The sequence below is a fragment of the Aliiroseovarius sp. xm-d-517 genome, from assembly GCF_013283135.1.
In the GTDB taxonomy this organism is placed as follows: Bacteria; Pseudomonadota; Alphaproteobacteria; order Rhodobacterales; family Rhodobacteraceae; genus Aliiroseovarius; species Aliiroseovarius crassostreae.
This window is the reverse complement of the sequence record NZ_WBXT01000001.1, coordinates 1,242,919-1,267,041: the sequence shown is the minus strand read 5'-3', so window position 1 is coordinate 1,267,041 and position 24,123 is coordinate 1,242,919. Positions and strand designations below refer to the sequence as shown.

Annotated in this window: 24 protein-coding genes; 15 read left to right on the top strand and 9 right to left on the bottom strand. The window is 59.4% G+C overall.

From position 1 onward, the window contains the following. Positions 1-59: 59 nt before the first annotated feature. Positions 60-203: a hypothetical protein gene (locus tag XMD517_RS05985; RefSeq protein ID WP_055189513.1), complete on the bottom strand. Its 144-nt coding sequence runs from the start codon at positions 201-203 to the stop codon at positions 60-62. A gap of 274 nt (positions 204-477) precedes the next feature. Then, positions 478-1,476 (bottom strand): type I glyceraldehyde-3-phosphate dehydrogenase, encoded by a 999-nt coding sequence (gap, locus tag XMD517_RS05980; RefSeq protein WP_173486597.1) that lies wholly within the window; start codon positions 1,474-1,476, stop codon positions 478-480. 320 nt (positions 1,477-1,796) lie between these two features. On the opposite strand from gap, the gene XMD517_RS05975 reads away from it, so the two are divergent. Beyond that, positions 1,797-2,759, top strand: a complete 963-nt coding sequence (locus XMD517_RS05975; RefSeq protein WP_173487935.1) for a DUF808 domain-containing protein — start codon at positions 1,797-1,799, stop codon at positions 2,757-2,759. 125 nt (positions 2,760-2,884) lie between these two features. Here the strand turns inward: XMD517_RS05975 and XMD517_RS05970 are convergent, their stop codons facing one another. Together XMD517_RS05970 and tkt are read right to left on the bottom strand one after the other, a co-directional pair. Next, a complete protein-coding gene (locus tag XMD517_RS05970; RefSeq protein ID WP_173486595.1) occupies positions 2,885-3,757 on the bottom strand; it encodes a DMT family transporter in 873 nt (290 codons plus the stop codon). 223 nt (positions 3,758-3,980) lie between these two features. Continuing rightward, positions 3,981-6,005: a transketolase gene (gene tkt / locus XMD517_RS05965; protein ID WP_173486594.1), complete on the bottom strand. Its 2,025-nt coding sequence runs from the start codon at positions 6,003-6,005 to the stop codon at positions 3,981-3,983. Positions 6,006-6,380: 375 nt separating this feature from the next. On the opposite strand from tkt, the gene XMD517_RS05960 reads away from it, so the two are divergent. Next, a complete protein-coding gene (locus XMD517_RS05960; protein ID WP_173486593.1) occupies positions 6,381-6,899 on the top strand; it encodes a hypothetical protein in 519 nt (172 codons plus the stop codon). Beyond that, positions 6,892-7,278, top strand: a complete 387-nt coding sequence (locus XMD517_RS05955; RefSeq protein WP_173486592.1) for a cell division protein ZapA — start codon at positions 6,892-6,894, stop codon at positions 7,276-7,278. Before XMD517_RS05960 ends, XMD517_RS05955 begins: the two co-directional genes overlap by 8 nt. 67 nt (positions 7,279-7,345) lie before the next feature. On the opposite strand, the gene grxD is transcribed toward XMD517_RS05955, so the two are convergent. From grxD to XMD517_RS05930, 5 genes are all read right to left on the bottom strand, one after another. After that, the gene (grxD, locus tag XMD517_RS05950) at positions 7,346-7,708 is read right to left on the bottom strand and encodes a Grx4 family monothiol glutaredoxin (RefSeq protein WP_055189499.1); all 363 of its coding nucleotides are present in this window, start codon (positions 7,706-7,708) and stop codon (positions 7,346-7,348) included. Positions 7,709-7,965: 257 nt separating this feature from the next. Further along, on the bottom strand, positions 7,966-8,202 hold the full coding sequence (locus XMD517_RS05945; protein ID WP_055189497.1) for a BolA family protein: 237 nt from the start codon (positions 8,200-8,202) through the stop codon (positions 7,966-7,968). Between the two features lie 137 nt (positions 8,203-8,339). After that, the gene (locus XMD517_RS05940; protein WP_173486591.1) at positions 8,340-8,879 is read right to left on the bottom strand and encodes a hypothetical protein; all 540 of its coding nucleotides are present in this window, start codon (positions 8,877-8,879) and stop codon (positions 8,340-8,342) included. Continuing rightward, entirely contained in the window at positions 8,879-11,038 is a 2,160-nt protein-coding gene (gene purL, locus XMD517_RS05935; protein WP_055190470.1) for a phosphoribosylformylglycinamidine synthase subunit PurL, read from the bottom strand. Before purL ends, XMD517_RS05940 begins: the two co-directional genes overlap by 1 nt. Positions 11,039-11,403: 365 nt before the next feature. Beyond that, positions 11,404-12,297 (bottom strand): LysR family transcriptional regulator, encoded by an 894-nt coding sequence (locus XMD517_RS05930; RefSeq protein ID WP_173486698.1) that lies wholly within the window; start codon positions 12,295-12,297, stop codon positions 11,404-11,406. Positions 12,298-12,507: 210 nt separating this feature from the next. On the opposite strand from XMD517_RS05930, the gene XMD517_RS05925 reads away from it, so the two are divergent. From XMD517_RS05925 to XMD517_RS05875, 12 genes are all read left to right on the top strand, one after another. Further along, positions 12,508-15,924, top strand: a complete 3,417-nt coding sequence (locus XMD517_RS05925) for an indolepyruvate ferredoxin oxidoreductase family protein (RefSeq protein ID WP_173486590.1) — start codon at positions 12,508-12,510, stop codon at positions 15,922-15,924. A gap of 151 nt (positions 15,925-16,075) precedes the next feature. Further along, a complete protein-coding gene (murI, locus tag XMD517_RS05920; RefSeq protein WP_173486589.1) occupies positions 16,076-16,888 on the top strand; it encodes a glutamate racemase in 813 nt (270 codons plus the stop codon). Positions 16,889-16,942: 54 nt separating this feature from the next. Continuing rightward, the gene (gene argC, locus XMD517_RS05915) at positions 16,943-17,971 is read left to right on the top strand and encodes an N-acetyl-gamma-glutamyl-phosphate reductase (protein WP_173486588.1); all 1,029 of its coding nucleotides are present in this window, start codon (positions 16,943-16,945) and stop codon (positions 17,969-17,971) included. A gap of 54 nt (positions 17,972-18,025) precedes the next feature. Further along, the gene (ccmE, locus tag XMD517_RS05910) at positions 18,026-18,469 is read left to right on the top strand and encodes a cytochrome c maturation protein CcmE (RefSeq protein WP_173486697.1); all 444 of its coding nucleotides are present in this window, start codon (positions 18,026-18,028) and stop codon (positions 18,467-18,469) included. Positions 18,470-18,534: 65 nt separating this feature from the next. Then, entirely contained in the window at positions 18,535-19,146 is a 612-nt protein-coding gene (locus tag XMD517_RS05905) for a holin-associated N-acetylmuramidase (RefSeq protein ID WP_173486587.1), read from the top strand. Then, positions 19,137-19,745, top strand: coding sequence for a holin family protein (locus XMD517_RS05900; RefSeq protein ID WP_173487934.1), 609 nt, complete (start codon positions 19,137-19,139; stop codon positions 19,743-19,745). The genes XMD517_RS05905 and XMD517_RS05900 overlap by 10 nt, the downstream gene beginning before the upstream one ends. Beyond that, entirely contained in the window at positions 19,735-19,926 is a 192-nt protein-coding gene (locus XMD517_RS05895; RefSeq protein ID WP_055189483.1) for a hypothetical protein, read from the top strand. The genes XMD517_RS05900 and XMD517_RS05895 overlap by 11 nt, the downstream gene beginning before the upstream one ends. After that, positions 19,923-20,048, top strand: a complete 126-nt coding sequence (locus XMD517_RS15785) for a hypothetical protein (protein WP_256415703.1) — start codon at positions 19,923-19,925, stop codon at positions 20,046-20,048. The genes XMD517_RS05895 and XMD517_RS15785 overlap by 4 nt, the downstream gene beginning before the upstream one ends. After that, the gene (locus tag XMD517_RS05890; RefSeq protein ID WP_173486585.1) at positions 20,045-20,467 is read left to right on the top strand and encodes a hypothetical protein; all 423 of its coding nucleotides are present in this window, start codon (positions 20,045-20,047) and stop codon (positions 20,465-20,467) included. Before XMD517_RS15785 ends, XMD517_RS05890 begins: the two co-directional genes overlap by 4 nt. Positions 20,468-20,584: 117 nt before the next feature. Beyond that, positions 20,585-22,558: a heme lyase CcmF/NrfE family subunit gene (locus XMD517_RS05885; RefSeq protein WP_173486584.1), complete on the top strand. Its 1,974-nt coding sequence runs from the start codon at positions 20,585-20,587 to the stop codon at positions 22,556-22,558. Next, positions 22,555-23,025: a cytochrome c-type biogenesis protein gene (locus tag XMD517_RS05880; RefSeq protein ID WP_254449713.1), complete on the top strand. Its 471-nt coding sequence runs from the start codon at positions 22,555-22,557 to the stop codon at positions 23,023-23,025. Before XMD517_RS05885 ends, XMD517_RS05880 begins: the two co-directional genes overlap by 4 nt. Before the next feature lie 168 nt (positions 23,026-23,193). Beyond that, positions 23,194-23,970, top strand: a complete 777-nt coding sequence (locus tag XMD517_RS05875; RefSeq protein ID WP_173486583.1) for an enoyl-CoA hydratase-related protein — start codon at positions 23,194-23,196, stop codon at positions 23,968-23,970. The last annotated feature ends 153 nt before the right edge of the window (positions 23,971-24,123 follow it).

Below are 24,123 nucleotides of genomic sequence, written 5' to 3'. Positions count from 1 at the left end.
AGAGAGGGTCACGCAGAAGTGCAACCCGTTGCCAAAATGTCAGTTTTATCCGGAGGCGCTCAGCGCCAGAAGGCCATCCATTCGGTCAGCTCCAGGAATTTTCGCCCCAGAAACAAGCTGTTGGAAAGGTCCGACAGGGCATAGTCCAGCCCCAGAGCGACCAGGATCACAAAGGCAATGGAAAAGGCGATCTGATTGGTCACAGGCTGCTCCTGTCGTTGAGGCCACGAAAGCGTTTCGACGTTCACCTGAGACAGGGAAAAGTTGAAACTCTGTCAGAGATATCAAAGTTATCGGCGTTTCGGAACAAACATGTGTCGCAAGTTTATCCCGAAACGCTTTATCACCGGGATGCGGCGACAGGGCAAGGGGGCGCAAGGGGGCAGGGGGCGAAGGATCTTAGTGGATCCCCACGAAAAACCCCCGGCAGGCAGGGCCAACCGGGGGTCAGAATTTCCATCGGATCAAAGGTTCAGATCAGATCGAGCCCATCTTGACGGCCACGTCGCCCATACGGGTCGAGAAGCCCCATTCATTGTCATACCAAGCCAGCACGCGCAGCAGGCGGCCGCCGATCACCTTGGTCTGGTCGGCTGCGAAGATCGAGCTTTCCTCGGTGTGGTTGAAATCGGTCGAGACCAGTTTTTCTTCGGTGTACCCCAGAACGCCCTTCATTGGGCCTTCCGACATCTCTTTCATCACCGCGTTCACGTCGGCTTCCGACACGTCTTTGTTCAGCACCACGGTCAGGTCCACGGCCGAGACATTCGGGGTCGGCACGCGCACGGCAGAGCCATCCAGCTTGCCTTTCAGCGCGGGCAGAACCTCGCCCAGGGCTTTCGCGGCACCGGTTGAGGTCGGGATCATCGACATGGCAGCGGCGCGGGCGCGATACAGATCCTTGTGGCGACGGTCCAGCGTCGGCTGGTCGCCAGTATAGGCGTGGATCGTGGTCATGATGCCGCTTTCGATGCCAAAGGCGTTGTTCAGCACCTTGGCCACCGGGGCCAGACAGTTGGTGGTGCAGGAGCCGTTCGACACCATTACATCCGAGGCTTCCAGCATCTCGTCATTCACGCCGAAGACGATGGTCTTGTCCACGTTCTTGCCGGGGGCGGACAGCAGCACCTTCTTGGCGCCACGCTCAATATGCGCCTTGGCCTTTTCGCCGTCATTGAACTTGCCGGTGCATTCCAGAACCACGTCACAGCCGGACCAGTCCAGCTCGTTCATGTCATAGGTCGACATCAGCTGCATCGGGCCCTGACCCACATCCATGGTGCCGTCACCCAGCACCACCTCATTGGGGAACCGCCCGTGCACGCTGTCATATTTCAGCAGATGCGCGGCGCTTTCGGCCGGGCCCGTGGCGTTCAGTTTCACAACCTGGATGTCCTTGCGGCCAGATGCGGCGATCTGAGCGAGCGTGCAGCGGCCAATGCGGCCAAATCCGTTGATCCCGACTTTCACAGTCATCGAAGTACCTCTTGAATTCCGGCCACCCCCCAGGCGGCCATTGGCATTTGCGCCGGGTATAGACGGGGGGCGGGCATGGTCCAATGTCGAATTCGCCTTTCCTCTCCGCATGTTAGCGAAAACATGCCATGTTAGCGCAATCCCCGGCGCAATCCCCAGCGCAATCCCGGTGAAATCTGCCGCCCCAATCGCCGCAGAGGGGCCAACCGCAGAACGCCATGGCCCAAACAATCTCCCCACACCAACCGGCTGCCCCTTGCCCCTCCCGTGGCCAACCCGTAGGATTCGCCGGAACGCGCAGTTGATACGGGGCAGGGGTGATGAGTGGTCTGATTGCATTGCTGGATGATGTGGCGGGGATCGCCAAAGTGGCGGCTGCGTCGGTTGATGACGTGGCCGCCCAGGCCGCAAAAGCCGGGGTCAAGGCCGCAGGCGCGGTGATTGATGATGCGGCTGTGACACCAAAATATGTGCAGGGCTTTGCCCCCGCACGCGAGTTGCCGATCATCGGGCGCATCGCCTGGGGGTCGATCAAGAACAAGCTCCTGATCCTGCTGCCCGCAGCCCTCCTCCTGTCCACCTTCGCCCCCTGGCTAGTGGCCCCCCTCCTGATGCTGGGCGGGGCCTACCTGTGCTTTGAAGGGGCCGAAAAAGTCTGGCATGTGCTCTTTCCACATGAACATAAATGGGATCACGCAGACCACGAAGAAGGCGATCCGACCCACCTGGAAGAAAGCAAGGTCGCAGGCGCCATCAAAACCGATTTCATCCTGTCGGCCGAAATCATGACAATCATCCTCGCCGCCCTGCCGGAGGGCTCGATCTACGCCAAGGCGGGCGGGCTTGCCATCGCCGGGATCGGCATCACCATCGCCGTCTACGGCTCCGTGGCGATCATCGTGAAAATGGATGATGTGGGGCTGTTCCTGGCCCGGACTGGGCGCCTCGGCCTGACCCGAAACTTCGGTCTCGGGTTGGTGAAATTCATGCCCATCTTAATGAAATTGCTCACAATTATCGGCACGGCTGCGATGATCTGGGTGGGCGGATCCATCGTGATCCACGGCGCGCATGAGCTCGGTCTGCATGAACCCTACAACTCGATCCACCACATCGCCGAGGCCGCCGCGCATTCCGTCACACAGGCGCAGGGCTTTGTCGCATGGATGGTGACCGCGGCCCTTGATGGCGTGGTGGGGCTGATCCTGGGGGTCCTCCTTATTCCGCTCGCCACCCGGATCATCGCCCCGATCTGGCAGGCGATCTTCAAGGGAAAGGCGTAACTCGTCGCCTTTTCCTCTTGCCGCAAATATCCTGGGGTGAGGGCGCAGCCCGAGGGGCAAAGCCCCTTACCGCCAGCATTCTGATCCGCACCTGAAACATCCCGCCTGTTTCCCCGCCCCCGGGCTTACTTGCGATCCCGCGCGGGGCGTCGCAACAAAACCACCCCGCTTGAGACAATCACCAAAGACCCCAGCAGCGTCATCAGATCCGGCTGCTCGCCAAACACCGTGATGCCCAGGATCAGCGCAAAAAGCAGCCGGGAATAGCGAAACGGCGTCACAACCGACACCTCCCCGACCCGCATCGCACGGGTAAGCGCCGCATAAGCCAGAACCCCGATCACACTGGCCATCGCCACAAAACCAAGGCTGGCCGGTGTCGGGCGTGCGACACCGCCAAAGCCGATCAAAACCATTCCCGCCAGCGTCAGCACCGCAAACCCGGCCACGCCCAGTTGCGCGGAAGACATCGACACGGGGCTGGCCCGCGTTGCCAGATCGCGCCCGGCAAAGCCCAGCATGCCCAGAACGGCAAACCCCGACAGCGGGTCAAACGCATCGAACCCCGGTCGCAGGATCATCAGGACGCCGATAAAGCCCACGGCAATCGCCATCCAGCGGCGCAGACCGACCCGCTCACCAAAAACCACAACGGCCCCCAGCGCCACCACCAGGGGCGTGGCCTGCAGGATGGCCGAGGCGCTCGACAGCGGGGTCAGCGCAATCGCCAGCGCATAGAACAGCCGCCCGGAAATCTCGAACACAGATCGCCAGATCAGCAAGGGTGAGAGCAGGGAAGGGTGAAAGATCCGTTCCCCCCGCGCCCGCGCCGTTATTGAAAAAACCACCCATCCTGCGGCGCCGAACATGGCCACCGCCTGACCGATCGGAATGTCGCGGGCGGCGGCCTTCAGCGCCATGTCCTCCAGCGCAAAAGCGCCCATGGAGAACACCATGAACAGCGCGCCGCGCAGATTATCGGAAAGAGAGGGTCGCATCTTGAGGTCCTGCTGCCAGACAAAATCCAACCTGTCTGATCGGGGCGGGCTGGGGAAGCGAAAACCCCCGTGAGGCTGCCTGAAAACTTTAATTTTTCGAATTTTGGCGGCGGGAAAGTTTAAACTTTCCGGTTTCAGGGCCCGACAAAGTTTAAACTTTCCAAGAAAAGACGCCCCAACCTGTCGGCGGGGCGTCCGGGTCTTTCAGCAAGGATTTGCAGCCTTAGCCGAGCAGGGTTTTTGCCGTCTCGACCACGTTGTCAGACGTGATGCCAAACTTCTCATACAGCACGTCTGCCGGGGCCGATGCACCGAAGCCTTCCATGCCGACAAAGGCCTGCTTTGCCTCGCGTCCACGCTCGCCCAGAAGCCAGCGATCCCAGCCGCCATCGCGCACAGCCGCTTCGATACCGACCCGCACGGGGCCTGCGGGCAGAACGCGTTTGCGATAGGCTTCGTCCTGCTGGGCAAACAGTTCCATACAGGGCATGGAGACCACGCGGGTGCCGATGCCCTGGGCTTCGAGTGCGGCCCGCGCTTCCATCGCCAGGGACACTTCGGACCCGGTGGCGATCAGGATCACCTGACGCTTGCCGCATTCCGCATCGGCCAGCACGTAAGCCCCTTGAGAAACAAGGTTTTTCTGCTTGTATTCGGTGCGCAGCGTCGGCAGGTTCTGACGGGTCAGAACCATGGTGGACGGGGTGGTTTTTTCGCTCAGGGCAATCTCCCACGCCTCTGCGGTTTCGGCGGTGTCGGCCGGGCGGAAGGTGAAGCTGTTCGGGGTTGCGCGGCAGATCGACAGGTGTTCCACCGGCTGGTGGGTCGGGCCATCTTCGCCCACGCCAATGCTGTCATGGGTCATCACAAACACGGTCGGAATGCCCATCAGCGCCGCCAGACGCATCGAGGGACGCGCATAGTCGGTGAAGCAGAAGAACGTGCCGCCATAGGGGCGCATGCCACCATGCAGCGCCATGCCGTTCATCGCCGCCGCCATGCCGTGTTCACGGATGCCCCAATAGACGTAACGGCCTTTGCGGTTGTCGGTGTCAAACACGCCCAGATCGCCGGTCTTGGTGTTGTTCGACCCGGTCAGGTCAGCCGAGCCACCCACGGTTTCCGGCATCACCGGGTTGATCACAGCCAGCGCCATTTCGGACGATTTGCGGGTTGCGACCTTGGGCTGCTCCTCGGCGACCTGCTTTTTCAGCTGGCGGATGACAGCCGACAATTTCTTAGGAGCTTCAAGGGCATAGGCGCGATTGAACTCGCCCTGTTTGCGCTCGGAAATCTCGGCAAATCGGGCTTCCCAGGCTTCGCGATCGGCCACGCCACGTGCGCCGATGGCTTCCCAGGCTGCTTTCACATTGGCGGGAACCGCGAAGGGCTCAAGCGGGCAGCCGTAAGCTTCTTTCGCAGCTTTGAGCTGCTCTGCATCGGTCAGCGCACCATGGCCTTTGGAGGTGTCCTGGGCGGCGTGGCCCAGGGCGATATGGGTTTTGCAGGCGATCATTGACGGCTTCTTGGTCGTCTTGGCCTTGGTGATCGCGGCGTCAATCTGCTCCGGATCATGGCCATCGATTTCGATCACATGCCAGCCCGAGGCTTTGAACCGCTGCACCTGGTCGGTGCGATCCGACAGGGACACCTTACCGTCGATGGTGATGTCGTTGTTGTCCCAAAGCACAATCAGCTTGCTCAGCTCGTGACGGCCAGCCAGGCCGATGGCTTCCTGGCTCACGCCTTCCATCAGGCAACCGTCGCCGGCGATCACGTAAGTATAGTGATCCACGACTTTTTTGCCGTAGCGGGCGCGCTGGATTTCTTCGGCCATGGCAAAGCCCACGGCGTTGGAAATGCCCTGACCCAGCGGGCCAGTGGTGGTTTCCACACCCGACACATGGCCATATTCCGGGTGACCCGCCGTGATCGCGCCCCATTGGCGGAAGTTCTTGATCTGCTCCAGCGTCACGTCTTCGTAACCGGTAAGATAAAGCAGCGAATAGATCAGCATCGAGCCGTGGCCCGCCGACAGGATGAACCGGTCACGGTCCGCCCAACGCGGCTGTGAGGCGTCGAATTTCAGGTGATTTTCGAACAGGACTGTCGCCACGTCAGCCATGCCCATCGGCATGCCGGAGTGACCGGAATTGGCCGCCGCCACCGCGTCAAGCGTCAGCGCACGGATGGCCGCAGCCTTGTTCCAGTGGTCGGGATGGTTTTTGCGAAGGGTTGCGATATCCAAGGCCCAGATCCTTTGGCTAAGTAGAGTTGCGACGGGTTTAACAGCCATTTTGTGCGGGTCAAGCCAAGCTGTGGCAAACCGGACGCAAGGAGGGACGGAACACGGGCTGGTGGGTGTCCGGGCCACAGTTTGCGCGAAAACCGGGGGAGGAAAGTGCTTTATCGTCAATTGGAAACAGGTTTTCCCCCGGTTTTCCGGTGATTTTCGCTGATCAGGTGGGGCCGCATTGGAACAGGCGTTTTATAATTTCTTCTCATCGGCTAAAACGGAAGTCATCATGGAATGACTAAGCCCTCGGCGCGCAACGATTCGCCTTTTGCAATTCCGCGTGCAGAGGAAAGTGATTTGAACAGGGCAGAGTGAACAAGGACGAGCATGAGCGATATTTCCGAACTGGAGACCCGCATCACCACCGCGTTGGAACGGATTGGTGCAGGGATTGACACGCTTACTCCCGCCAAGCCGGATCAAAGTGACGAGGTTGCCCGGCTGAGCGCCGCACTGGAAGATGAGCGCATCGTGAATGCGCAGCTGGAAGAGCGCGTGAAGGCAATCAAGGAAAAACAGGACAGCACCGTTCAGGCGCTGTCTGCTGAGGTGGAACGTTTGACGGCACTGCTGGCGAGCGAGGAAAAGGCGCTTGCCAAGCTGCGCCAGGTCAATGCGGATCTGCGCCACAATAATGACGCGTTGCGTGAGGCGGCCAATCAGGGTGTGGTGGAACCCCATCTGATCAACAAGTCGATGATGGCAGAGCTGGAAGGGCTGCGTGCGGCGCAGACGGCGGACCGGACCGAGCTGAATGCGGTTCTGGGGGAGCTGAACAGCCTGATATCAAAAGCGGAAACCCAGCAGGCGGAAGCGGCCCAAACTCAGGAGAATATGGATGCCTGATGTCGTGATCAAAATCGGTGGTCGTGGATTTGAAGTCGCCTGCCAGGAGGGGGAAGAGCATTTCCTGAAATCGGCTGCGGCCATGCTGGATGCCGAAGCCTCGGTGTTGGTGTCGCAAATCAATCATCTGACCGAAAGCCGGATGTTGCTGATGTCCGGCTTGATGCTGGCGGACAAAACGGCAGGCATGGATGACAAGCTGAAAGACGCGGAAAAGAAGATCGCTGATCTTCAGGCAGAAATTTCATCTTTGAAAAATGCGGAACCGGTCAAGGTTGAGGTGCCCGTGGTGCCGTCGAGCGTGACCGATACATTGGCCGAAATCGCCGCGCGCGCCGAGGCTATGGCCGCAGCCGTGGAAGAAAAAACAGCGGGTTAACCCCCCTGACAGTCGCAAAAAAAGGCGCTCAGATCTGAGCGCCTTTTCTTATTTGGTGAGGCCAAGATTATGCGTTGGCTTCGCGGATCTTGTCGGCCGCTTCTTTCGAATAGGTCACGCCATTGTCGTCAAAGAGGGTGTCCAGCTCGCCTGACAGGGTCATCTCGGTGATGATGTCACAGCCGCCGACAAATTCGCCTTTCACGTAAAGCTGCGGAATGGTCGGCCAGTCGGAATATTCCTTGATGCCAGCGCGGATTTCCTCATCCGCCAGCACGTTCACATCGGTATAGTCCACCCCCATGAAGTTCAGCACGCCAGCCACGCGGGAGGAAAACCCGCATTGCGGCATGTCCTTGGTGCCTTTCATGTAGAGCACAACGTCGTTGGATTTGACGAGTTCATCGATTTGGGTTTTTGCGTCGGTCATATGTCGTTGTCCTTACTTCTTCGGGCTCATCGCCCTTGTGTAGTCCTGTGGGTCGCGGGGCACCGCGATATGATGGGTATGCCCACCATTGTTTGAAATCACTCCGCCGCCAACAAGTGAGCTGTTTTGCGAGGGGGTGGCGCCTTTTCGATGGGAGCGGTTTCTGTGCTTTCTTCGGTATTCCACCACTGCGATCACCGTGACACCTCCTCAAGTAACAGCAGAAGCGGGGCAATGATGTCGAAGGAGAACACCTGTTACTCCGGTGCCTTGGTGGTCAGCGCCAGCGCGTGCAACTCACCGCTGTCGATCTGCGCTTTCACCGTTGCGTTCACCGCGCGTTGCTGTTGCACACGGTTCATGCCACGAAAGCTCTCGTCCACCACTTCTGCCGCCCAGTGATTGCCGTCGCCAGCCAGGTCGGTGATGGTGATCTTGGCGTCAGGAAAACCTGCGCGGATCAGGTCTTCGATTTGTTGCGCTTCCATGGCCATGTGGCGGGATCCTTGTTTAAGCAGTTGTTGGGATGAATTTAGGCATGCGGGGCAGGGGCTTCAAGCAAGAAGCGAGATTTGCGCTTGCCCGCGACCGGTGGAGGATGGACTTCGCTAGAAAACTGGTTTTGCCATCTTCACGGTTTGCGTGCGTAAGCGGATCGGAATGTGGCAAGCACAGTCTGCAAGCGACCAAACAATCCATCTGCTTCAGATCTTTTCAGGCTTTCCTCACTCCATCCTTCCTCCGGTATCAGCGACGATAGGGCGGCCTGCCGGGCCGCCTCTTGATCCGCGTCAAGTGGCAGGGATTTCGCAAGGGTGAAGATCTCAAGCAGGTCATGCACCCGGCGCAGGCGGCGATAGCTTTCGGCCATGGCGGCCTTTTGCTCCGGGGTGTCGCGCCAGGACTTGCCCGGGTAAACCACCTGGGTCAGATATTGCCCCGCCCCTTTGCAGTCGAATTTTTCACAGGCCGAAAACCCGTGCCATTCAAGATTGCGATAGATCTTGCAACGGTCCCGGTCGGTCAGATGCGGGCAGGGGGTCAGCGCGGGTTTTGACAGGGCAAACTCCGCGCTTTTTTCAAAACTGGGGGCCACACAGCAGATGCCCATGCAGGCCTGACAGTCGGCGGTGAGGGCCGGAATGGCCCCCCCCGTGTTTGCAGATGACATCAACGATGGGCCTTGTCGAAACCTGTGCGGTAAATCTCGCGCATGTCTTCCAAAGACGCTTCCGAGCTGCCCAGTTTTACAGTGTCGCCGGTGAAGCGGCCCACCGAGGTGAGTTTGACCCCGGCCTGACCTGCGGCAATCATCAGGGCTTCCGCCTGATCAAAGTTCAGCGCAACGAGATAGCGGCCCTGATCCTCGCCAAAGAGGGTCGGCGTGTCTGCCATGTCCAGCTGAACACCAACATTCCCGGCCTCTGCCATTTCAAACGCCGCCATGGCCAGACCGCCATCGGAAATGTCGGTGCAGGCCTTGATCAGGTCACGGTTTGCACGGATGAACTCACCGTTTCTCTTCTCGGCCTCAAGATCCACATGGGGCGCATCGCCGTCTTCGCGGTTGAACACTTCCGCCAGCAGGGCGGATTGGCCAAGATGGCCAACCATGTCACCCACCATCATCGCCACGTGACCGTCGCGGGCATCGCCGCAGATCAGGTGATCGAGATCTTCGATCAGCCCCACGGCACCAATGGTCGGGGTGGGCAGGATCGCCTGACCGTCCGTTTCGTTGTAAAGCGAGACGTTGCCGGACACGATTGGCACATCCAGGGCTGCCACGGCTTCGCCGATACCTTTGATTGCGCCCACGAACTGACCCATGATTTCGGGCTTTTCCGGGTTGCCGAAGTTCAGGTTGTCGGTGGTGGCCAGCGGCTTGGCCCCCACGGCGGTCAGGTTGCGATAGGCCTCTGCCACCGCCTGACGCCCACCTTCAAGCGGGTTGGCGCGCACATAGCGCGGCGTCACATCCGAGGTGAACGCCAGTGCCTTGTTGGTGCCATGCACCCGCACAATGCCTGCGCCCAGACCCGGTGCGCGCACCGTGTCGGCCATCACCATGTGGTCATATTGTTCATAAACCCAGTTCTTGGCGGCGTAGTTGGGCGAGCCCAGCAGCGCCTTCAGCCCGTCGATCCCGTCGATCTCCGGCACATCGGCCAGTTCCTCGGCCTGCGGAGTTTCCACCCAGGGGCGGTCATATTCAGGTGCACGGCCAGACAGCGGCGACAGCGGCAGGTCGGCTTTCACCTCGCCATTATGCATGATCAGGAAGCGGTCTTCCGGCAGGGTTTCGCCCACGATGGCAAAGTCCAGATCCCATTTTTCAAAGACCGCGCGGGCTGCGTCTTCCAAGTCGGGGTTCAGCACCATCAACATGCGTTCCTGGCTTTCCGAGAGCATCATCTCGTAGGCGGTCATGTTCTCTTCGCGCTGCGGCACGTCTTCGAGGTTGAGCTTGACGCCCAGCCCGCCTTTGTCACCCATTTCCACGGCGGAACAGGTCAGGCCAGCGGCCCCCATATCCTGGATCGAAATCACCGCGCCGGTCTGCATCAGCTCCAGCGTGGCTTCCATCAGGCGTTTTTCGGTGAACGGGTCGCCCACCTGCACGGTGGGGCGCTTTTCTTCGATCGTGTCGTCAAATTCGGCTGACGCCATCGTGGCGCCGCCCACGCCGTCACGGCCGGTTTTTGCGCCCAGATACACAACGGGCATCCCGACGCCCGAGGCGGCCGAGTAGAAGATCTTGTCCGCATCCGCCAGACCCGCCGCAAAGGCGTTCACAAGACAGTTGCCGTTATAGGCCGGGTGGAAGCGCACTTCACCGCCCACATTGGGCACGCCGAAACAGTTGCCATAGCCGCCGATGCCTTCGACCACGCCATTGACCAGCGTTTTGGTCTTCGGGTGATCCACCTCACCAAACGACAGCGCGTTCATCGCCGCAATCGGACGGGCGCCCATGGTGAACACGTCGCGCAGGATGCCGCCCACACCAGTGGCCGCGCCCTGATAGGGTTCGATGTAAGACGGGTGGTTGTGGCTTTCCATCTTGAAGATGACCGCCTGACCGTCGCCAATATCCACCACGCCCGCGTTTTCGCCGGGACCGCAGATCACCTGCGGGCCTTCGGTGGGCAGGGTGCGCAGCCATTTCTTCGAGGACTTGTAGGAACAGTGCTCGTTCCACATGGCCGAGAAAATACCAAGTTCGGTGAAGCTCGGCTCGCGTCCGATGATTTCCAGAATGAGCTCATATTCATCCGGCTTGAGCCCGTGGGCTTCGATGAGATCTGTGGTGATCGCTGGCTCTTGCATCTGGCGCATGTCCCCTTTTGACGCGTCCCGCCTGGGTCATGGGGCGGGCGCAATGGCAGTTTCGGCATCTCATATGGGAAAAGAGGGCGCGTGGGAAGCCTGCTCAACAGGGGATTTGTCGAGTTGCGGCGATAACACTGCAAATTGTTGCTGTGGGAGGTGAAAGGCAAAAAAAAGGCCGGGCATAGCCCGGCCAAGTCCAACAGGGAGGTAAAAGCCGAAGGACATGTGCCCGTGCTCGGCTTTGAGCCTGATTTAGGCCTTGAATACCTAGGTGACAAGGGTAAATGCTGCATTGCGGCTATGCGCCTCATGCATAGCTATCGCAAACATCTGACACGGGTGGATTTCAATCCGCTGAAAGGTCAGGATTTTTCGCGTTTGCGCTGTGCGATGATTTCCTCAGTGACAAAATCCCGGAAGGCCGCAATACGCTGGGATTGGCGCAATTCCTCGGGATAGGCGAGGTAAACCGGGATGTCCTTGCTTTCGGCCTGCGGCAAAACCCGCTGCAGTTCGGGGAAATCCTCGATGATGTAATCTGGCAAGACGCCAATGCCCAAACCGTTCAGCGTGGCTTGCAGCACGCCGAAATAATTGTTCACGGTCAGGCTGGAGCTGACGCCGTGGGCGATCAGTTGCTTGACCAGGGCTGCACCGGCAGAGACCTGATGGGCAGAGGTGCTTTGGCAGATGATCTTGTGTTTGGTCAGGTCATCATAACTCTCTGGTGTGCCATGGCTTTCCAGGTACCCGGGGGAGGCATAGAGGCGCATGTGGACATCCATCAGGCGCTTGCGAATGAGGTCAGCCTGGCTGGGTTCTTTCATGCGAATGGCCACGTCAGCCTCGCGCATTGGCAGGTCAAGCACCCGCTCCTCAAGCATCAGGTCAATGGTCAGGTCCGGGTATTTCTCATAGAATTTCGGCAGGCGCGGCGCGAGCCACAGCGACCCGAAAGCGGTTGTGGTGGTCACGCGCAGCTCGCCATAGACCTCTTCCTTGCTGTCACGAATGCGTGCCACCGCGGCTTCCAGCCGGTGATTCATGGCATTGGTCGCCTCGAACAGAAGCTCGCCCTGTTCGGTGAGAATCAGTCCGCGCGCATGGCGATGAAACAGGGTGGCGTTCAGGCTTTCTTCCAGCGCGCGTATTTGGCGCGACACCGCAGATTGAGACAGGTGCAGCGCATCGCCGGCATGGGTCAGGGACCCCGCATCGGCCACTGCATGAAATATTCTGAGCTTGTCCCAATCCATCACGTAAGGATCCGTATGTTGTTCGCGTATTCAGCTTGTCAGAAGTTATCGCGGGAAATGCCCAAGAAACCAATGTTTAATCCGACAATTTTTCTGTGAAAAGCGCAAGCGTGGCGGAAATAAAACAATTGAAAGGTCAGAAATTATGACCTAAAATGAGGATCAGCAAGACCACAACTCCACAAGACCAAGACTCCAGAGGAGGGTGCCATGGGCAAGCCAGAAGTGACGCTGAATGACCGGTTTGATCTGTTCAAAGAGCATGTGCTGCTCAATGGCACACAGGCGTTGGTGCGCTTGATGTTGATGCAGAAGGAGCGCGACCGCCGGGCGGGGCTGGAAACGGCTGGTCTGGTTTCCGGCTATCGCGGCTCTCCGGTAGGGGGTGTTGACCTGTGGATGGGTCGGTCTGACAAGCTTTTGAAAGAAAACGATATCCTGTTTCAGCCTGGGCTGAATGAGGACCTTGCCGCGACCGCGCTTTGGGGCAGTCAGCAGGCTGAGTTGCGAGGCGAAGGCGCCTATGATGGCGTCTTTGGGTTGTGGTATGGCAAGGGGCCGGGGGTGGATCGCACCGGGGATGTCATGCGCCATGCCAACATGGCGGGATCATCGCCGCATGGTGGCGTGCTGATGGCAATGGGGGATGACCACACGGGGGAAAGCTCGACCGTGCTGCACCAGTCGGACTGGGCGATGGTGGATGCCTATATTCCGGTTCTGTCCCCCGCAGGTGTGCAGGAAATCCTTGATTACGGCATCTATGGCTATGGTCTGAGCCGGTTTGCCGGGGTCTGGGCCGGTCTGAAAGTGATGAAAGATACGGTTGAGGCCACCTCTGTCGTGGATGGGCGTCCGGATCGTATGCAGCTGGTCATCCCGTCCTTTGATATGCCCGAAGGGGGGCTGAATATCCGCCTGGGCGACGCGCCGGTTGCGCAGGAAGCGCGGATGATCGACTACAAGCGGTTTGCCGCAGAGGCCTATGCGCGCGCCAATAAGATTGACCGCCGCGTCTGGGGCAAACCCGGCGCCAAGATCGGTTTTGTCGCGGCGGGCAAGAACTGGCTTGATCTGGTGCATGCCATGAACCTGCTGGGCGTTGACGGGGATGAGGCAGAACGCCTTGGGATCACCACCTACAAGATCGGTCAGACCTTCCCACTGGACATGACCAGTTTTGAGGAATGGGCCGAGGGCCTCGATCTTATTGTTGTTGTTGAAGAAAAGCGGAAACTGATTGAGGTCCAGATCAAGGAGGCCATCTTTGACAAGCGCCAGGGGCGTCGCGTTTACGGCTGGCATAAAGGCGAGCTGACCGAGGGCGGCAAGCCGATCGAACTGTTCCCGACCCGGTATGCGCTGGACCCGATCATGATTGCCGAAAAGCTTGGCCAGATCCTGATCGACGAGGGGCGTGGCACCGATGCTGTCAAGGCGGGTCTTGCGGAAATTGGCAGGGCAAAACAGGCGGATAACGCACCGCAACTGGCGGCGCGACTGCCCTATTTCTGTTCCGGTTGCCCGCATAACAGCTCGACCCGCGTCCCGGATGGGTCGCGCGCCTATGCGGGGATTGGCTGCCACTACATGGTGCAGTGGATGGATCGCTCTACCGTTGGCTTTACGCAGATGGGGGGCGAAGGGGCCAACTGGATTGGCGAGGCACCGTTTTCCAAGACCGGGCATGTGTTCCAGAACCTTGGCGATGGCACCTATAACCACTCGGGTGTTCTGGCGATCCGGGCGGCGCTCGCGGCCGGGACCACGATCACCTACAAGATCCTGTTCAATGACGCGGTGGCCATGACCGGTGGCCAGACCAATGAAGGCGGTTTGGACGCGGTGCGCATTGCGCGTGAAGTGCAGGCGATGGGCGTGCAGAACATCTTTGTGGTCTATGACGACAAGGAAGATGTGGAAGTCGGTCAGTTCCCTGCAGGGATGAGTTTTCATACCCGCGATGAGCTTCTGGCGATCGAAAAGAAATGCCGGGATATCAAGGGGGTGTCGGTCATCCTCTATATTCAGACATGTGCTGCTGAAAAGCGTCGCCGTCGCAAGCGTGGTCTCTTTCCCGATCCCGACAAGCGGGTCTTCATCAATACCGATATCTGCGAAGGCTGTGGCGATTGCGGGGTGCAGTCGAACTGCGTGTCGATTGTGCCGGTTGACACTGAGCTGGGGCGCAAACGTGCCATCGACCAGTCGTCCTGCAACAAGGATTTCTCCTGTGTGAATGGGTTCTGCCCCAGCTTTGTCACCATCGAGGGGGCAAAGATCAAAAAGGCCGCAACCGCCGCGCTGGACCTGCCGGATCTGCCCAGCCCGGTCTTGCCGGCGATCAACGGCACCTTCAACACGGTGATCACCGGTGTGGGCGGCACGGGGGTTGTCACCATCGGGGCCATTTTAGCGCAGGCCGCACATATCGACGGCAAAGGGGCGGGCATGATGGAAATGGCCGGCCTTGCCCAGAAAGGCGGCGCTGTCACAGTGCATCTGCGACTGGCGGAACGGCCTGAAGATATCTCGGCCATCCGCGTGGCAACGGGGGAGCTGGATGCGCTGATCGGGTGCGAACTTGTCGTGTCCGCCGCCGCCACCACGCTTGGCCTGACCAAAACCGGTCGCACCGGGGCGGTGGTGGACAGCCATGAAACCGTGACCGGTGAGTTCACGCGCAACAAGGATTTCACCTTGCCGGGGGATCAGCTGCGCCTGTCCCTTGAGGCGCGCCTTCGTGACCAGTTGCACATGTTTGACGCGAGCGAGCTGGCCCGGGTTCTGATGGGGGACAGCATCTTCTCCAACATGATGGTGCTGGGGGCGAGCTGGCAGGCGGGCAATGTGCCGCTGACCCATGAGGCACTGATGCAGGCCATTGACCTCAATGGTCAGGCGCCGGAGCGCAACAAGCGCGCCTTTGAAATCGGGCGCTGGGCAGTGCTTTATCCCGAACAGGCCTCCGGTTATCTGCAGGACGACGTCGTCAAACTGCCTCAGACGCTGGAAGAAAAGATCAGTTTCCGGGTGGAGCATCTGACGTCGTACCAAAATGAAAGCTACGCCGCCCGTTACCGTGCCTTTGTTGAGCGCGCCCCAGTGGAACTGCGCGAGGCGGTGGCGCTGAGCTATCACAAGCTTCTGGCGTATAAGGACGAATATGAAGTGGCGCGGCTGCTGTGTGACACCAAGGCCAAGGCGCATGCCGAGTTTGATGGCGATCTGAAACTGACCTACCATCTGGCCCCGCCGATCCTGGGCGGCACCGACCCGAATGGTCGTCCGCGCAAACGCGCCTTTGGCGCGTGGTTTGAGCGACTTGCCCCGATGCTGGCCCGACTGAAATTCCTGCGTGGCACGGCCTGGGATGTGTTTGCCTGGTCCGAAGAGCGCCAGATGGAACGCGGGTTGATTGCCCAGTTCGAAGAGGACATGGGGCGGGCCTTTGCGATTTTGAACGACGACAACCTGCCGCTTGTCAAAGCGCTGGCAGAGCTTCCGATGGATATTCGCGGCTTTGGCCCGGTGAAGGCGGAAAATGTCGCAAAAGCCGGTAAGAAACGGGAAAATCTGCTGCAGCGGCTGTTCGGTGCAGGGGGGCAGGTTCAGGCCGCGGAGTGATCTGCGGGCTGAAATCCCGGCCTGTTGGCGCTCTCACCCGCGTTGAGGTAAATCCGCGATGGATTTCCTGTGCAAACGGACATAATCCTTGAACCATGGCCTTTGCGTTGCGGGGGCTGGGGCTAGAAAAACAAGCACAAGGATAAGACAGATGGCAGTAGGGGTGTTCGATTCGGGACTAGGTGGTCTGACAGTGTTGGATGCGGTGACCAAACGCTTGCCAGATGTCGATTTTGTCTATTTCGGGGACAATGCCCATGCGCCTTACGGGGTGCGCGATGCAGATGACGTCTATGACCTGACCACAAAGGCGGTGGCGCGACTGTGGGACGAGGGCTGTGATCTGGTGATTCTCGCCTGTAACACCGCCTCTGCCGCTGCCCTGCGCCGGATGCAGGAAAGCTGGATCCCGCCCAACAAGCGGGTGTTGGGCGTGTTTGTGCCGCTGATCGAGGCGCTGACGGAACGTTCCTGGGGCGACAACACGCCGCCGCGTGAAGTGGAAACCAAACATGTGGCGCTGTTTGCCACCCCTGCCACCGTGGCCAGCCGCGCGTTTCAGCGCGAACTCGCGTTCCGCGCCATCGGTGTGGATGTCGAGGCGCAGAGCTGTGGCGGTGTGGTCGATGCCATTGAAGAAGGTGACATGATCCTGGCAGAGGCGCTGGTGAACTCGCATGTGGATGCGCTGAAACGGAAAATGCCAAATCCCGAGGCCGCCATTCTGGGCTGCACCCATTACCCGTTGATGGAAAAGGAATTTCAGGCGGCACTTGGCCCGGATGTGAAAGTGTTCAGCCAGGCCGGTCTGGTGGCGGAAAGCCTGGCAGATTATCTGGACCGGCATCCGGAAATGAAGGGCGCGGGCACGGAAAGCAAGTTCCTGACCACCGGCAATGCCGCGCAGGTCTCCTCACGCGCCACCCAGTTCTTGCGACGAAAGATCACGTTTGAAGTGGCCTGATTGAAGGCTGCCGTAAAAACGATTAGATCATTCCCAACTCGCAAGGAGGTCGTGATGACCCATAAAATCGCTATTCTTGGCGCGTCCGGCTATACTGGCGCTGAACTGGTCCGGCTGATTGCCACCCATCCGACGATGGAAATTGTCGCCCTCTCCGCAGACCGTAAGGCGGGGATGGAGATGGCCGAGGTCTATCCTCATCTGCGTCATCTGGATCTGCCGAAACTGGTCAAGATGGATGAAATCGATTTTTCCAAGGTGGATCTGGCCTTCGCAGCCCTTCCGCACGGCCTGTCGCAGGCGCTGGTGCGTGATCTTCCCGAAAATGTGAAGATTGTTGATCTGGGCGCTGATTTCCGGCTGCGTGATCCGGCGGAATACGAAAAATGGTATGGGGCCGAACATGTGGCCATCGAACTGCAGAAAACCGCGGTCTACGGCCTGACCGAGTTTTACCGCGATGAGATCAAAGAGGCGCGTTTGGTGGCGGGAACCGGCTGCAATGCCGCAACAGTGCAATTTGCGCTGCGCCCCTTGATTTCCAAGGGGTTGGTGGATCTGGACACAATCATCTGTGACCTGAAAAACGGTATCTCGGGTGCTGGGCGGGCGCTGAAGGAAAACATGTTGTTTGCCGAACGGTCCACCGATGTTCTGGGCTATGCGCAGGGCGGAAAACACCGCCATCTGGGCGAGTTTGATCAGGAGTTTTCCCTGCTCGCAGGGCGTGAGGTGCGGATCATGTTCACCCCTCATCTGGTGCCCGTGAACCGGGGCATTCTGGCCGATTGCTATGTGCAGGGCGACCCGGAAGCGATACACGCAGCACTTGTTGAGCAATATCAAGACGAGCCGTTTGTGACCGTGTTACCGATGGGCCAATTGCCCGGCATGGGGCAGGTGATGGGCTCGAACCAATGCCATCTTGGGGTGGTGGGCGACCGCGTTCCCGGTCGCGCCTTGGTCGTCTCGGCCCTGGACAACCTGTGCAAGGGATCGTCAGGACAGGCCCTGCAGAATGCCAACCTGATGCTGGGTGAAAAAGAAACCACGGGACTTGAGCTGGTGCCGGTCTTTCCATAAGGCCCGCCGCCGCCCGCGCGCGAACAGAAAAAGGAGTGTCCCGCCATGGCTGGGATGAAGAACCTGAAGAAAACCCGCCGGATCCAGATCATCGTTCTGGCTTTTGTGGCACTTGGTATTGCAACCGGCCTGATCGGCTACGCGCTGCAAGACGGGATCAACTATTACCGGTCCCCGAGTGAAGTGATTGCCGAACCGCCCGCTTCTAACGAGGTGTTCCGCATGGGTGGTCTCGTCACCGAAGGCTCGATTGTGCGCGGGCAGGGCGAGACGGTCAGCTTCTCGGTCACCGATGGGGGCGAGATTGTGCCGGTGCGCTTCACCGGGGTGCTGCCGGATCTTTTTGCAGAGAACCAGGGCATGATCGGCACCGGAACCTATGTGGACGGCGTGTTCGAAGCGTCGGAAATCCTTGCCAAACATGACGAGAATTACATGCCGAAAGAGGTGGTCGACAGCCTCAAGGAAACCGGCGTCTACGTGGATCCGAACTCCTGATTTCAACAATCTTAACGTAATTTAACGAGCCTTGTCCCCGTTTCAGGTAACGGGGGCGAGGCCCGATGAAAAGCGTTGAAGAGATTGCAGATGAGATCATTTCCCGCGAAGGCGGGTATGTGAATGACCCCGATGACCCGGGCGGGGCGACGAAATACGGGGTCACCCTCAACACCATGCGCGGGCTGGGGATTGATCTGACCGGGGATGGAAAGATCACCTCTCAGGACGTCAAGGCCCTGACCCGCGATCAGGCGCGTGAGATCTTTGTGCGTCATTATTTCCACCGACCGAGAATTGCAGATTTACCGCAACCGCTGCAGCCCAGCGTGTTTGACATGTATGTGAATGCAGGCGGGAACGCGGTACGCATCCTGCAACGGCTGGTGGGCAAGATGGGCTATGCCGTTGCCGTGGACGGCGTGCTTGGCCCGCGCTCCCTGCGCGCTGTGCGTCTGGCCATGGCCGCAGCCCCGGACCATCTGGCAGATGCGTATGGGATCGAGCGGCGCAACTATTATTACCGCCTTGCCGATCAGCGACCGAAGTCGCGCAAATACGCGCACCGCCGCGATGGGGGCAAAGGCGGATGGATCACGCGGGCCGAGGAATTCATCTCGGAAAAATATCATCTTTCTAACCTGGAACATCGGGAAAGGGTCGAAAAATGGGGCTGATTGGTGGCATTTTGAACATTCTGTTTGGTGCCAATCGGAATGTGATCCGGGACACCGCAGAGGTATTTGTTGAAAACCGCGAAGCCGGGGCCGCGCGCGATGCAGATCTGCATCAGGCCACGTTAGAGGCTTATGCGGCGGAGTTTCTGGTGGCCCGCAAAGGTGGGTTTGACCGGTTTATGGATGGGCTGAACCGGCTTCCACGTCCGGCCCTTGCGCTGGGAACGCTGGCTCTTTTTCTGGCGGCAATGGTGGATCCGGTCTGGTTTTCTTCTCGAATGCAGGGGGTGGCCTTGGTGCCGGAACCGCTCTGGTGGCTGCTGGGCGCAATTGTGAGTTTCTATTTCGGAGCGCGCCACCAGGCGAAGGGGCAGGCGTTCCAGCAGGAAATCGCCATATCGCTTGCGCGCACGCCTCAGGTTGTGGCCAATCTGAGGGCTCTTGATGGGTTGCGGCGCCAAAATGCTACGCACACGGATGCCCCACCAGCCTCGCTTTTGACCCCTGTGCCGCCCTTGTCATCCGGTTCAGTGGATGTGTCCGGCAATGCGGCTTTGCAGGATTGGGTGAAAGCTGGGGGAGGGCGCGATGGGCAGTGACCTGATCCTGAAACTTGTTTCAGAGCATGGCCCCTGGGTGCTCTTGGTTTTTTACCTTCTTTACCGGGATCTTCAGAAAGATCAGGCCACGCGGGCTGTGCTGGACAAGAACTCATCCATCCTGATCGAGATCACCACAATTATTCGCGAACGGCTTCCGGCAGGAGGGCGCGAGCGATGACCCGGCTGATTTCCCTTCTCAAAGAGCTGATTTTTGGCGCCAAGCTGCGCCAGTCGATCGAAAGAAACAAACATGCCGCCGCTGAACTGGATGTGGTGGTGCGAGAGGTTTTGCAGAAATGAAACAGGCCTTTGCGTTGATGATGGTGATCGCCGTGGTGTTGCAGCTGGGGTATCTTTGGGCGGGATACGAGGCGATTTACCAGATCGGATATGGGGCGATCACGCTGATGGGGTTGATGATCTCATTGACCTTTCTGTGGCTTTACGTGGTGCGTGCCACGCCGCTTGCGCTGGGAATGGCCTATAGCTGGTCCGGGGCCAGCCTGGTTCTGGGCTGGTGGTGGATTTTCTCGGTATTGGGGGAGCCTGCCTGGGCGGCCGAAAGCCCGGCGCATTTCGTGTTCCTGTCCCTGTATCTTGTGGGTGCCCTTCTACACTTTTCCGTGATCAATCGGTCCTTTGGGCTGCATGGGGCCATGTTTTTATGGCCCGTGCTTGGCGCGGTGTGTCTGTCGGGCTTGATTTACATCATAACCTGAAGGGGTTTCTTCGGGTTTAAGGGCCGGGCACAACGGTTAACGGCGTGACCAGCTGCCACAGGGCAAGATCCTTAACGGGGCTGGTCGGCCCCCGCGAGAAGGATTAGAATTCGCCCCATGATTACCGAGCTTGGACATTTTGCGCTGATCATGGCGCTGGGCGTGGCAACCATCCAGATGGTGGTGCCGCTGATTGGGGCACATAAGGGCTGGCGCAGCTGGATGGAGCTGGCAGTGCCTGCTGCCACGCTGCAGGTTGCGTTTGTGGCAGTTGCGTTCGCCGCGCTGACCTACGCGTTTGTGACCTCAGATTTTTCGGTGCAGTTGGTTTATTTCAACTCGCACAGCGCGAAACCGATGATCTACAAGATCTCGGGCGTGTGGGGCAACCATGAAGGTTCGATGCTTTTGTGGGTGATGAGCGTGTCGCTTTTCGGCGCGATGGCCGCCTGGTTCGGGGGCAACCTGCCGCTGACCTTGCGGGCGCGTGTTCTGTCAGTGCAAAGTGCCATTGCGGTGGCCTTTCTGGCCTTCATCCTCTTTACCTCGAACCCGTTCCTGCGGTTTGAAAGCCCGCCCTTTGATGGGCGCGACCTGAACCCGCTGTTGCAGGATATCGGCCTCGCCCTGCACCCGCCTTTCCTCTATCTGGGCTATGTGGGCCTGTCGATGGCGTTCTCTTTTGCCGTGGCAGCCCTGATCGAAGGGCGCATTGACGCGGCCTGGGGGCGCTGGGTGCGGCCGTGGACACTGGCGGCCTGGGTGTTCCTGACCATCGGGATCGCATTGGGATCGTGGTGGGCCTATTACGAGCTGGGCTGGGGCGGTTTCTGGTTCTGGGATCCGGTTGAAAACGCGTCCTTCATGCCATGGCTTTTTGCTGCAGCCCTGTTGCATTCCGCCATTGTGGTTGAAAAGCGCGAAAGCCTGAAAAGCTGGACGATCCTGCTGGCAATCCTTGCCTTTGGCTTCTCGCTTATCGGTACGTTCCTTGTGCGTTCGGGTGTGATCACCTCGGTCCACGCCTTTGCGTCAGACCCGGAGCGTGGCGTGTTCATCTTGCTGATTCTTGCCGTCTTTACCGGTGGTGCGCTGACGCTCTTTGCCGCCCGCGCCAATGCGATGGAAGCGAAAGGTGTCTTTTCGATCGTCAGCCGGGAAAGCGCGCTTGTGTTCAACAATGTGCTCCTCGCGGTGAGCTCGATCGTGGTCTTCATCGGGACGATCTGGCCGCTGATTGGCGAGATATTTGATCGCAAGGTGTCGGTTGGCGCACCGTTTTTCGAGGCCGCCTTTACCCCCTTCATGGTCGTGCTTGCGCTGATCTTGCCAATAGGGGCCATGCTGTCGTGGAAACGCGCCAAGCTGGGCCGGGTGGTAAAGCAGCTTGTCCCGGCGATGATCGCTGCGCTGTCGGTGCTGGCCCTGGTCTGGGCGATGCAGACCGGCAAGTCGGCGCTGGGGCCGATTGGCATGTTCCTTGGAACCTGGCTGGTGGCGGGGTCTATTGTCGATATCATGGGGCGCACCGGACGAGGGGCCCTTGTCGGGCGCCTGTCGCGCCTCACCCGTCTGCCTCGCGCAGATTGGGGTAAGTTTGCCGCCCATGTGGGGCTTGGGGTGACCATGATGGGGATCTCGGGGCTGGAAGCGTGGCAACATGAAGATATCCGGACCACGATGATCGGAGAGCCGTTTGAGGTGTCGGGCTATACCGTGACGCTGGAAGAGGTGAACCGCGAGCAGGGGCCAAACTACATCTCCACAAAGGCCACCATGCGGATTGAGCAGGACGGCCAGACCGTGGCGTTGCTCCACCCTGAGAAACGCGTCTACCCGGTGCAGGCGATGCCAACCACCGAAGCGGCGATTTCCAACGGGTTCTGGGGGGACATCTATGTGGTGATCGGGGACCCACAGGATGATGGAGGCTGGGCGGTGCGCACCTTTATCAAACCCTTTGTGAACTGGATCTGGATCGGTTGCACTCTGATGGCGCTGGGGGGGCTGATCAGCTTGTCCGACCGCCGTTTCCGTGTCGCGGCAGGTGCTGCCCGATCCCGTGCCCCGAAAGGAGTGCCCGCAGAATGATGACCCCTATCAAACGTCTGATTGCCGCGGCCGTGGTTCTTGCCAGTCTGGCGACCCCAACACTGGCGGTGAACCCGGATGAAGTACTGGATGATCCGGTGCTGGAACAACGGGCCCGTGATATCTCGGCGGATCTGCGCTGCGTGGTCTGCCGTGGCGAGAATATCGACGAAAGCAATGCCGAAATCGCCAAGGATCTTCGTCTGCTGGTGCGCGAGCGTCTGGTGGAAGGGGACAGCAACAGCGAAGTGGTCGACTTCATCGTCGAACGCTACGGTGAGTATGTGCTGATGAAACCCACCGCCACCGGGGCAAATATAGTGCTGTGGCTGGCCGGGCCGGTGTTGTTCCTGATTGCGGCGATCACAGGTGTGATCTATCTGCGCCGCCGCGCACAGGGGCGCGAAAAGGATGACGGCTTGTCTAAGGATGAAGCCAAACGCCTTGAAGAGTTGATGAAAGACTAAGCGTTTCGGAGCAAACATGTGTTTCAGGGGTGACCTGAAACGCTTTAGGCGGGCGATCAGCCTCGTTCAAATGACCGTTTGAATGCAGAAAGGGGAGCGTGCCGTCACGTTCCCCTTTTTACCGTCCGCTTGGTCAGCTATAAACGCGCCAAGCTCAGGGAGAATGCGATGAAATACGACACGATCACCTATGAAATCACTGACGGGCTGGCGGTTCTGACCCTGAACCGGCCGGATAAGATGAATGCGCTCAATACCCAGATGCGCGCCGAGATTGCCCATGCGGTGACGGATGCCGGGAACAACGCCCGCGCCCTGGTGATCGTGGGAGAAGGGCGCGCCTTTTGCTCGGGGCAGGATCTGGGGGATCGCGCCAATGCCGATGCAGTGGATCTGGAACGCACCCTGAAGGATGAATATGAACCGCTGTTGCAGGCGATTTATAATGCGCCGATCCCGGTGATCTGTGCGGTCAACGGCGCGGCTGCCGGGGCAGGGGCGAATATCGCGCTGGCCGCTGACGTGGTGATTGCGAAGGAAAGCGCCTATTTCATGCAGGCGTTTTCGCGCATCGGCCTGATCCCGGATGCGGGCGGCACCTATTGGATGCCACGCACCATGGGCTTTGCCAAGGCAATGGGCGCGGCCCTTTTTGCTGAGAAGCTGCCTGCGAAAGAGGCGGCCGAGCTGGGGCTGATCTGGGAATGCGTGGCGGATGACGATTTCGAAGCGGCCTGGAAAGCGCGCGGTGCCTATCTTGCCAATGGTCCGACCATGAGTTTTGCCAATATCAAAAAGGCGATGCGTGCGTCGCTGACCAACTCTCTGGACGAACAACTGGCGCTGGAGGCCCATCTGCAAGGCGAATGTGGCCGCTCGCGTGATTTCAAAGAAGGCGTTCTGGCCTTCCTCGAAAAGCGCACGCCGAAATATGAAGGGCGTTGATCCCGGTCAGGCTAGGCGTTTTCAATCAGGGGGGGCTTTGGCCCCCTTTTTTATGCGCCGGGTCTCGATGTGCTGGGGGTGTGACGACCCCTGTGGGAAATAGGGCGGCTGGGAAATAGCGCGGCAAAAGAAAAGGGGCCGCCAGCGGCAGCC